The sequence below is a fragment of the Promicromonospora sp. NPDC050262 genome (assembly GCF_040655935.1).
In the GTDB taxonomy this organism is placed as follows: Bacteria; Actinomycetota; Actinomycetes; order Actinomycetales; family Cellulomonadaceae; genus Promicromonospora.
The window spans coordinates 20,372-31,086 of sequence record NZ_JBFAKX010000031.1 but is presented as its reverse complement, the minus strand read 5'-3'; the positions used below and the strand labels follow the sequence as shown (position 1 = coordinate 31,086).

Annotated in this window: 6 protein-coding genes; 4 read left to right on the top strand and 2 right to left on the bottom strand. The window is 73.1% G+C overall.

Annotated elements, in window-relative coordinates; translation table 11 throughout:
- Positions 1-81: 81 nt before the first annotated feature.
- Entirely contained in the window at positions 82-2,139 is a 2,058-nt protein-coding gene (locus tag AB0I29_RS26695; protein ID WP_357487163.1) for a molybdopterin-dependent oxidoreductase, read from the bottom strand.
- Positions 2,140-2,141: 2 nt separating this feature from the next.
- Positions 2,142-3,464: an MFS transporter gene (locus AB0I29_RS26690; RefSeq protein ID WP_357487161.1), complete on the bottom strand. Its 1,323-nt coding sequence runs from the start codon at positions 3,462-3,464 to the stop codon at positions 2,142-2,144.
- Between the two features lie 257 nt (positions 3,465-3,721).
- Between AB0I29_RS26690 and AB0I29_RS26685 the strand changes: the two genes are divergently transcribed.
- The 4 genes from AB0I29_RS26685 to narI are packed head-to-tail and all read left to right on the top strand — an operon-like array spanning position 3,722 to position 10,714.
- Positions 3,722-7,564 (top strand): nitrate reductase subunit alpha, encoded by a 3,843-nt coding sequence (locus AB0I29_RS26685; RefSeq protein ID WP_357487159.1) that lies wholly within the window; start codon positions 3,722-3,724, stop codon positions 7,562-7,564.
- A complete protein-coding gene (gene narH, locus AB0I29_RS26680; RefSeq protein WP_357487157.1) occupies positions 7,561-9,213 on the top strand; it encodes a nitrate reductase subunit beta in 1,653 nt (550 codons plus the stop codon). The genes AB0I29_RS26685 and narH overlap by 4 nt, the downstream gene beginning before the upstream one ends.
- Positions 9,210-9,953 carry a nitrate reductase molybdenum cofactor assembly chaperone gene (gene narJ / locus AB0I29_RS26675; RefSeq protein WP_357487155.1) on the top strand — a complete coding sequence of 248 codons (744 nt, stop codon included), beginning with the start codon at positions 9,210-9,212 and terminating at the stop codon, positions 9,951-9,953. Before narH ends, narJ begins: the two co-directional genes overlap by 4 nt.
- Complete coding sequence (narI, locus tag AB0I29_RS26670) at positions 9,953-10,714, top strand: respiratory nitrate reductase subunit gamma (RefSeq protein ID WP_357487165.1); 762 nt, start codon at positions 9,953-9,955, stop codon at positions 10,712-10,714. The genes narJ and narI overlap by 1 nt, the downstream gene beginning before the upstream one ends.
- The last annotated feature ends 1 nt before the right edge of the window (position 10,715 follow it).

Sequence of the window (10,715 nt, the reverse complement as noted above, 5' to 3'; positions counted from 1 at the left end):
GAGTCCAGTGTCGTGATGTCGACGCGGCCGCGCTCGTCGTCCCACTCGTAGCGGGCCCTCTCCCAGGCGGCCGCGGTGCCCTCACCCACAGGTCACCCGAGGGACCTGTGGGTCTGACACGTCCGCGGCAGCCGCCGGGACCGGCCAGAACAGGCCCGGGCCGCCGGCCGCCTCGTCGGCGTCGAGCCGCGCGTGGGACAGCCCGGAGTAGTCGGCGAGGCCACCCGCGGACGCGCGGGCGAGCTCGTCGAACACCACGGCGGGGTCGGTCGGGAAGGCGAGCTTCTCGTCCGCGCCGAGCCGGCGCGCCAGCTCCGCGAGGATCCACAGCTCGGAGCGCGCCTCGCCCGGCGCCCGGACGGCGGCCCGACGGCGGATGACGCGCCCCTCGAGCGACGTCATGGTGCCCTCCTCCTCGGCCCACTGGGTCACGGGGAGCACCACGTCGGCGAGCAGCGCCGTCTCGCTCGGGACGAAGTCGCAGACCACCAGGAGGTCGAGGCTGCGCAGCCTTTCGATCACGCTGCCCGCGTTCGGGGCGCTGACGACGAGGTTGGACCCGTGCACCAGCAGGGCACGGGCCCGGCCCGGCGTGGTCGCGCCGTCAGGGTCCACGGCCCCGAGGGACCGGAGGAGCTGCACCGCCGGCAGCCCGGGGCCGGGCAGGGAGTCGGGGTCCACGCCCCAGACGGCCGCGACGTGCTCGCGCGCTGCCGGATCGTCGATCTTGCGGTAGCCGGGGAGCTGGTCGGCCTTCTGGCCGTGCTCCCGGCCGCCCTGCCCGTTGCCCTGCCCCGTGATCGCGCCATAGCCCGAGCCGACACGGCCCGGCAGGCCGAGCGCCAGCGCCAGGTTGATCGCGGCGGTGACCGTGGCGGTGCCCTGCGTGGACTGCTCGACGCCGCGCCCCGTCAGCACGTATGCGCCCGCGCCGCCGTGCACCGGGGCGGCGGCGGCCAGCAGGCGGGCCACCCGGCGCAGGTCGTCGGCGGGCACACCCGAGACCGTCTCGACCCGCTCGGGCCACCAGCCGGCGACCGAGCGGGCGACGTCGTCGAACCCCGTGGTGCGCTCCGCCAGGTACTCCCGATCGGCGAGCCCCTCGGCGAGCACCACGTGCAGCAGGCCGAGCAGCACCGCCAGGTCCGTGCCGGGCACGGGGGCGAGGTGCACGCCCTGGGCCGCCGCGGTCCCTGCGCCGCCCGCCTGCCCGCCCGACGCCGGGTCCTCGGCGAGCCGGGCCGTCGCGGACCGCCGCGGGTCCACGACGACGAGCCCGCCCGCCGCGCGCGCCCCGGCGAGGTGCTGGACGGCGGGCGGCATGGTCTCGGCGATGTTCGAGCCGAGGAGCAGCACCGCCTGCGCGCCGCCGAGGTCGGACAGCGGGAAGGGCAGGCCGCGGTCGACGCCGAACGACCGGTTCATGCCGGCCGCCGCGGACGCCATGCAGAACCGCCCGTTGTAGTCGATGTTCGGCGTGCGCAGCACGGTGCGCGCGAACTTGCCGAGCACGTACGCCTTCTCGTTGGTCAGCCCGCCGCCGCCGAAGACGGCGACCGCCTGCGGGCCGTGCTCCGCCTGGATGCGCGCCAGTCGGCCGGCCACCAGATCGAGTGCCACGTCCCAGGAGACCGGCACCAGCGGACTGACTCGCCGGCTGTCGTCGGCCGAGTCAGTCGGCTGGTCGGACCAACCAGCTGACTCGCCAAGCTGATCGGCCGAGTCAGTCGGCTGGTCGGACCAACCAGCTGACTCGCCAAGCCGATCGGCCGAGTCAGTCGGCTGGTCGGACCAACCAGCTGACTCGCCAAGCTGATCGGCCGAGTCAGTCGGCTGGTCCGCACCCCTCAGCAGGGACTGCCGGACCAGCGGCACGGTGATCCGGTCGGCCGCCCCGAGCACCGCCGCCGACGTCCACCCCTTCTGGCACAGCCCGCCCCGGTTGGTCGGGAAGTCGCGGGGCTGCACCTCGGGCATGCCGAGCACCGCCACGGCACCCGGTGCACCCGCGCCACCGGGCGCCACGGCACCCTGCGCACTGGCGTCGGGCACCGCCGCGCGCGGCGTCAGCGACATCCCGCACTGCAGCGCGCAGTAGGGGCAGTGCGACTCGACCGCGGTCCCGGGGGAGGCGAGCATGGTCAGACCCGTGCCGCGGCCATGGCACCGCGCCCGTAGACCAGCCAGCAGACCGTGGCCATCACGACGTACACGCCGATGAACAGCCACAGCGCGGGCACGATCGACCCGGCCACCGTGGTGGACAGGGCGAACCCGCGGGGGATGAGGAACCCACCGAACGCGCCGATCGCCCCGGCGATGCCGATGCAGCCGGCCGCGGCCTTCGCCGTCCCGCCGCTGGCCCGGAACACCGCCGGGATCATCCGGTAGACGGAGCCGTTGCCCACGCCGGTGGCCACGAAGAGCCCGAGGAACGAGCCGAAGAAGAGCGGGAAGCTCCCGGACCCCAGCGCCAGGATCGCGCCCACGGCCCCGAGCGCCATCACGGCGAAGGCGCCGATCGTCACGACCGCGCCGCCGACGCGGTCGGCGAGGATCCCGCCGAGCGGACGGGCGACCGACCCCACGAGCGCCCCCAGGAAGGCGAGCGGGATCGCGACCTCCGGGAACTGCGCGGCCAGGAGCGTCGGGAAGGCGCCCGCGTAACCGATGAACGACCCGAACGTGCCGATGTAGATGAAGCTGATGACCCACGTGTGCTTGTGGTGCACCGCCACGGCGAACGAGCGCGGGTCCGCCTTGGCCGAGGACAGGTTGTCCATCCAGCGCCAGGCCAGGAACGCGGCCAGCAGGATGAACGGGATGAAGATCAGCCCGGCCCGGTCGAGCGCCACGCCCGCCCCGGCGACGATGACCAGCGGCACCGCGAGCTGCACGGCGGCCGTGCCGATGTTGCCGCCGGCGGCGTTCCAGCCCAGGGCGGCGCCCTTCTCCTTCTCGGGGAAGAAGAACGAGATGTTCGCCATCGACGACGCGAAGTTGCCGCCGCCGAGGCCCGCGAGCGCCGCGGCGCCGAGCAGCACGGGGAACGGTGTGGTCGGGTCGCCGACCGTGAGGATCAGCGCGGTCGTGGGCAGCAGCAGGAGCAGCGCGGAGACGATGGTCCAGTTGCGGCCGCCGAACACGGGGACGGCGAAGGTGTAGGGGATGCGGAGCGTGGCGCCGACGAGGCTCGGGACGGAGATGAGCCAGAACATCTGGTCGACGGTGAGGTCGAAGCCCGCGGCGGGGAGCTGGGGCACGACGATCGACCAGACGGCCCAGACCCCGAACCCGAGGAACTCGGCGAAGATCGACAGCACGAGGTTGCGCCGGGCGGTCCGGCGTCCGCCGTCCTCCCAGAGCGTCTTGTCCTCGGGGTCCCAGTGCTCGATCCAGCGTCCGGTGCGGCGCCGGACGGCGGACTCGCTGGGTGCCTGGTCGCGTGTGGTCGGAGTGGACACGTCGTCCTCCCTGCATGGGCGTATGCCCGACGACGCCGGGCGCGCCCGGACCGACAGGTGCCGTGTCCGGGGCCGGCCCGACGTCGGACCGACGGCTATGAAACTAGGGAGGCGGTGTTTCATCGCCCGTCCAAGAGCAGTTAATCGACCGTAAGGAAGAACGCACAGGCGGCCTGTCCGGGGTGTGAGGGGTTGCCCGCGGCATCCGGACCCCGGCCCGGTCGCGCATTCACCAGCCCCAGGTGAAACTGAAAAATATGGCCACCGAGGACACGCTCGTCAGGCTGGGTCGACACCTCCGCCGAGGGGAGGTGTCGGAGGACCTGCGCAGGCTCTACCTGGAGGGCGGCCGGGGCGGCGACTCGTTCTACCGGGACCGGTGGTCGCACGACAAGGTGGTCCGCTCGACGCACGGCGTGAACTGCACGGGGTCGTGCTCGTGGAAGGTGTACGTCAAGGACGGCATCATCACGTGGGAGACCCAGCAGACGGACTACCCGTCGGTGGGTCCCGACTCCCCCGAGTACGAGCCGCGCGGCTGCCCGCGCGGCGCCGCGTTCTCCTGGTACACCTACTCGCCCACGCGGGTGCGCTACCCGTACGTGCGGGGCGTGCTGCTGGAGGCCTACCGGGCGGCGAAGGCCCGCACCGGGGACCCGGTCCGCGCGTGGGCCGAGGTCACGGGCGATCCCGCCACGGCCGCGGCCTACAAGCGGGCGCGCGGCAAGGGCGGGCTGGTCCGGGCCACGTGGGAGGAGGCCGCGGAGATCGTCGCGGCGGCCCACGTGCACACGATCAAGGAGCACGGGCCGGACCGCATCGCCGGGTTCTCGCCGATCCCCGCGATGTCGATGGTCTCCCACGGGGTGGGCGCCCGGTTCGTGCAGATGCTCGGCGGCACGATGCTCAGCTTCTACGACTGGTACGCCGACCTCCCGGTGGCCTCCCCGCAGGTGTTCGGCGACCAGACCGACGTGCCGGAGTCGGCGGACTGGTGGAACGCCGCCTACCTGATCATGTGGGGCTCGAACATCCCTGTGACGCGCACGCCGGACGCGCACTTCATGACCGAGGCCCGGTACCGGGGCCAGAAGGTCGTGGCGGTCTCCCCCGACTACGCGGACAACACGAAGTTCGCCGACGCGTGGCTCGCCCCGCACCCCGGGACGGACGGCGCGCTCGCCCTGGCGATGGGCCACGTGATCCTGCGCGAGTACCTCGTGGACCGGCGCACGGAGCGCTTCGAGCGGTACCTCAAGCAGTACAGCGACTCGCCGTTCCTGGTGCGGCTGGACCTCGTGCCGTCGTCCGGCGCGGGGCAACACGCGGCCGGCGACGCCGAGACCGCGTACGTCCCGGGCAAGTTCCTGACGGCGGCCGACCTGTCGGACGACGTCCTGCCCGGCGTCACCACCGAGGCGAACTCGCACTTCAAGCCCGTGCTGCTCGACGCCGACGGCCGGCCCGTGGTGCCGAACGGCACCCTGGGCCACCGCTACGGCGAGGCCGACGAGGGGCGCTGGAACCTGGACCTGGGCGACGTCGACCCGGCCCTGAGCATCGCGGACCTCCCGGCCGGGGCGCACGCCCCCGCGGCGGGCCCCGGGTCGGACGGCCCGGCCGAGCCAGTCGCCGTCGCGCTCCCGCGCTTCGACGTCGTGCCCGGGCCGGACGACGACGCCCACACCGGCGGCAAGGGCGTCGTCGTGCGGGGCGTGCCCGTGCGGCGCGTCGGCGGGCACCTGGTGACCACGGTGTTCGACCTGATGCTCGCCCGGTACGGCGTGGGCCGGCCCGGCCTGCCGGGCGACTGGCCCGCGGACTACGACGACCCCGCGCCCGGCACCCCGGCCTGGCAGGAGGAGATCACGGGCGTCCCCGCGGCCGCGGCAGCCCGGATCGGGCGGGAGTTCGCGCAGAACGCCGTGGACTCCGACGGCCGGTCGATGATCATCATGGGCGCCGGGACCAACCACTGGTTCCACTCGGACACGATCTACCGGGCCTTTCTCGCGCTGACCACGATGACCGGCTGCCAGGGCGTGAACGGCGGCGGCTGGGCGCACTACGTGGGCCAGGAGAAGTGCCGCCCCGTCACCGGCTGGGCCCAGTACGCGGGCGGGCTGGACTGGGTGCGCCCGCCGCGCCAGATGATCGGCACGGCGTTCTGGTACCTGGCGACCGACCAGTGGCGGTACGACGGCCTGCCGGCCGACACCCTGGCCTCGCCGCTGGCGCCCGGCCTGTTCGCGGGCCGCACCACCGCGGACACCCTCGTGGAGTCGGCGCAGCGCGGCTGGATGCCGAGCTACCCCACGTTCGACCGCAACCCGCTGGACCTCGCCGACGAGGCCCGGATCGCGGGCAAGCCGCCCGCAGAGCACGTGGTGGACGAGCTGAAGGCCGGGCGGCTGCGGTTCGCCGTCGAGGACCCGGACGACCCCGCGAACTTCCCGCGCGTGCTGACCGTGTGGCGGGCCAACATCCTGGGGTCGAGCGGAAAGGGGAACGAGTACTTCCTCAAGCACCTGCTGGGCACGGACTCGGCGGTGTTCGCGCAGGAGTCCGCGCCGGACCGGCGTCCGGCCACCATGACCTGGCGGGACGAGGCCCCGCAGGGCAAGCTCGACCTGCTGGTCACGCTGGACTTCCGGATGACCAGCACCACGCTGTTCTCCGACGTCGTGCTGCCCGCCGCGACCTGGTACGAGAAGCACGACCTGTCCTCCACGGACATGCACCCGTTCGTGCACGCGTTCAGCCCGGCCATCGACCCGCCCTGGCAGACCAAGACCGACTTCGCCGCGTTCCACGCGATCGCGCGCAAGGTCTCTGCCATGGCGGTGCACCATCTGGGCGTTCGGCAGGACGTCGTCGCCTCGCCCCTGGCGCACGACACCCCCGACGAGATGGCGGTGGCGCACGGCACGCTGACCGACGCCGACGTCCCCTTTCGCGAGCGGCACCTGGTGCCGGGCGTGAACATGCCCAAGATCGTCGAGGTCGAACGGGACTACCCGGCCTTCGCGGCCCGGATGGCGGCGCTGGGTCCGCTGACGGACGGCGTCGGCATGGTCACCAAGGGCGTGTCGTTCACGCCCGACGCCGAGGTCCGCCGGCTCGGCGAGATCAACGGGCTGGTCCCCGACGGGCCCGTGGCCGGGCGGCCGCGGCTGGACCGCGACACGCACGCGTGCGAGGCGATCCTGGCGCTGAGCGGGACCACGAACGGCCGCCTGGCGGTCCAGGGGTTCGAGCGCATGGAGCGCCGCACCGGCCGCCCGCTGGCCGACCTGGCCCGCGAGGACGAGGGCCGGCGGATCACGTTCGCCGACGTGCAGGCCCGGCCCACGCCCGTGATCACCTCGCCCGAGTGGTCGGGCAGCGAGCACGGCGGACGCCGGTACAGCGCGTTCGTGGTGAACGTCGAGCGGCTCAAGCCCTGGCACACCCTGACCGGGCGGCAGCACTTCTACCTGGACCACGACTGGCTCGTGGAGCTGGGCGAGCAGCTCCCGGTGTTCCGCCCGCCGCTGGACATGCACCGGCTGTTCCCGGACTCCCCCGAGCTGTCCGGGCCGCGGGGCGGCACGGACAGGGGCGGCACGGAGCGGGGCGCAGGTCAGGCTGCGGGCGAGGCCGAGGTCGTCGTCCGCTACCTCACGCCCCACTCCAAGTGGTCCATCCACTCCGAGTACCAGGACAACCTGTTCATGCTGTCGCTCTCGCGCGGCGGGCCGAACATCTGGATGTCGCCGGGCGACGCCGAGCGGATCGGCGTCGCGGACAACGAGTGGGTCGAGGCCGTCAACCGCAACGGCGTGGTGGTCGCGCGGGCCGTGGTGAGCCACCGCATGCCGGAGGGCACCGTCTACATGCACCACGCCACCGACCGCACGGTGGACGTGCCCATCGCGGAGGCGTCCGGCCTGCGCGGCGGCATCCACAACTCGCTGACGCGGATCCTGCTCAAGCCGTCGCACCTGGCCGGCGGGTACGCCCAGCTCTCCTACGCCTTCAACTACCTGGGGCCCACGGGCAACCAGCGCGACGAGGTGACCGTGGTCCGGCGTCGCTCACAGGAGGTGCGCTACTCATGAAGGTCATGGCCCAGATGTCGATGGTGATGAACCTCGACAAGTGCATCGGGTGCCACACGTGCTCGGTGACGTGCAAGCAGGCCTGGACCAACCGGTCCGGCATGGAGTACGTCTGGTTCAACAACGTGGAGACCCGCCCCGGGCTGGGCTATCCACGCACCTACCAGGACCAGGACGAGTGGCACGGCGGCTGGGTCCGGACCAGGCGGGGCCGGCTCAAGCTCCGCGCGGGCGGCCGGCTCAAGAAGCTCGCGACCATCTTCGCCAGCCCCAAGATGCCGTCCATCCACGACTACTACGAGCCCTGGACCTACGAGTACGACATGCTCCTGTCCGCGCCGCAGGGTGCGCACACCCCGGTGGCACGACCGAAGTCATTGCTCACGGGCAAGGACATGAAGATCGAGTGGTCGGCCAACTGGGACGACGACCTCGCCGGGTCCACCGCGACGATGCAGGACGACCCGGTCCTGAAGCACATGAGCGAGCACGTCGCCGAGGAGCTCGAGCAGACGTTCATGTTCTACCTGCCCCGCATCTGCGAGCACTGCCTCAACCCCGCGTGCGTCGCGTCCTGCCCGTCGGGCGCCATGTACAAGCGCGCCGAGGACGGCATCGTGCTCGTGGACCAGGAGGCCTGCCGCGGCTGGCGGCAGTGCGTCACCGGCTGCCCGTACAAGAAGGTCTACTTCAACCACAAGACCGGCAAGGCAGAGAAGTGCACGCTCTGCTACCCGCGCATCGAGGTGGGCCTGCCCACGGTCTGCTCGGAGACGTGCGTGGGCCGCCTGCGCTACCTGGGCCTCGTGCTGTACGACGCCGACCGGGTCACCGAGGCCGCGTCCGTCGAGGACGAGCACGAGCTGCTGGCAGCCCAGCGGTCGGTGTTCCTCGACCCGGACGACCCCGAGGTGGTCGCCGCCGCACGCCGCGAGGGCATCCCCGAGGACTGGATCGAGGCCGCGCAGGCGTCCCCGATCTGGAAGCTGATCAACGACTACGAGGTGGCGCTCCCGCTGCACCCCGAGTACCGGACGCTGCCCATGGTCTGGTACATCCCGCCGCTGTCCCCCGTCGTCGACGTCGTCGCGAGCTCAGGGAACGACGGCGAGGACCCCCGCACCCTGTTCGCAGCCATCTCGAAGCTGCGCATCCCGCTGGAGTACCTCGCGGGCCTGTTCACCGCCGGCGACACCCGGCCCGTCGAACGGGTGCTGCGCCGGCTGGCCGCCATGCGCTCCTACATGCGCGACGTGAACCTGGGCAACACCCCGTCCGAGGAGACCGCGAGCGCCGTCGGCATGACGGGCGCGCAGGTCGAGGAGATGTACCGGCTGCTCGCGATCGCCAAGTACGACGACCGGTACGTGATCCCGACGGCGCACGCCGAGCAGGCCCGCGACCTGGAGGAGATCGCCTGCTCGCTGGACTACGAGGGCGGCCCGGGCATGGGCGGCGCCGGGCCCCTCGGGGAGTCGTCGGGCCCGCCCGTCCCGGTCGCCGTGGAGAACTTCCACGCGCTCTCCTCCCGGCAGACCGCCGACTCCCCGAACGGCCCGTCCACCCCCGGCCGGGTCAACCTCCTGAACTGGGACGGCAACGGGCGGCCGGACGGCCTCTTCCCGCCGGACGAGGGGAGGCCGTCGTGAGCCTGTCGTTCCTGCCCCGCCCCACGCTGCGCCGCGGCGCCCGCTCCGCCAAAGCAGGCGCGCCGCTGGCCCCCGTCCCTCTGTCCGACGGCGACCGCCGCCTCGCCCACATGGCCGCCTCCCTCCTGCTCGCCTACCCGGACGACGCGGCGGTGCGCGCCGCACACGAGGTGCGCTCCGCCGTCGGCCACCTGCCCCCGCCCGTGGCCGAACGGCTGACCGGCCTGGCCACCGCCCTGACCGACGGCGACCTCGGCGCGCTCCAGGCCGCCTACGTGGCCACCTTCGACCTCAAGCGCCGCTGCACGCTCTACCTCTCCTACTACGCCGCCGGCGACACCCGGCGGCGCGGGGCCGCACTGCTCCGGTTCGCCGAGGCGTACCGCGCCGTGGGCTGGGAGGTCACCCGGGGCGAGCTGCCCGACCACCTCGGCAGCGTCCTCGAGCTCTCCGCCCGGGCCGACGGCGACGGCGCCCGCATCGTCGGGGCGCTCCTGACCGCCCACCGCGACGGCATCGAGGTGCTCCGGCAGGCGCTCGCCGCCGAGGGCTCGCCGTGGGTCGCGGCGGTCGAGGCCGTCTGCCTGACTCTCCCGCCCGTCGACGCGCGGACGCTCGACCGCGTGGCGTCGCTCGTGGCGGAGGGTCCGCCCGCGGAGCTGGTCGGCCTGTCCGGGCTGCCGGGCTTCGGGACGGACGACGGACCCGGGGCCCGAGGGGGTGTGCCGCCGTGGACGTGATGCTCTGGGTGGTGCTGCCGTACGTGACCTTCGCCGTGCTGGTCGTCGGGTCGGTGTGGCGCTACCGGTACGACCGGTTCGGGTGGACCACCCGTTCGTCGGAGCTGTACGAGAAGCGGCTGCTGCGCATCGGGTCCCCGCTGTTCCACCTCGGCCTGCTCGTGGTGATCCTCGGGCACGTCGCGGGGCTCGTGATCCCGGCGTCGTGGACCGAGGCGGTCGGCATCCCGGAGGACGTCTACCACCTGGTCGCGGCGCTGGCGGGGTCGGCCGCGTCCGCCGTGCTGGTGCTCGGGCTGCTCATCCTGATCTACCGCCGCCGCACCACCAGCGCCGTGTTCCTCGCGACGACCGTGATGGACAAGGTCATGTACGCGATGCTCGCCCTGTCGGTGCTGTCCGGCGCGTGGGCGACCGCCACCACGCAGCTCGCGACCGAGCACGGCTACGACTACCGGCAGACCATCTCGCCCTGGTTCCGCTCGCTCTGGTACCTCCAGCCGCAGCCCGAGCTGATGGGCGGCGTGCCGGTCGCCTTCCAGGTGCACATCGTCGCCGCCTTCCTGCTGTTCGCGCTGTGGCCGTTCACCCGCCTGGTGCACGCGTTCTCCGCCCCGGTGCCGTACCTGTTCCGGCCCTACGTCGTGTACCGGTCGCGCGACGCCACCGGCACCGGCGCCGCCCCCGGCGGGTCCGGCGCGCACCGCACCCGTCCCGGCTGGGAGCCGCCCACCGGACCCGGACCCCGCCCGAGGAGCTGAC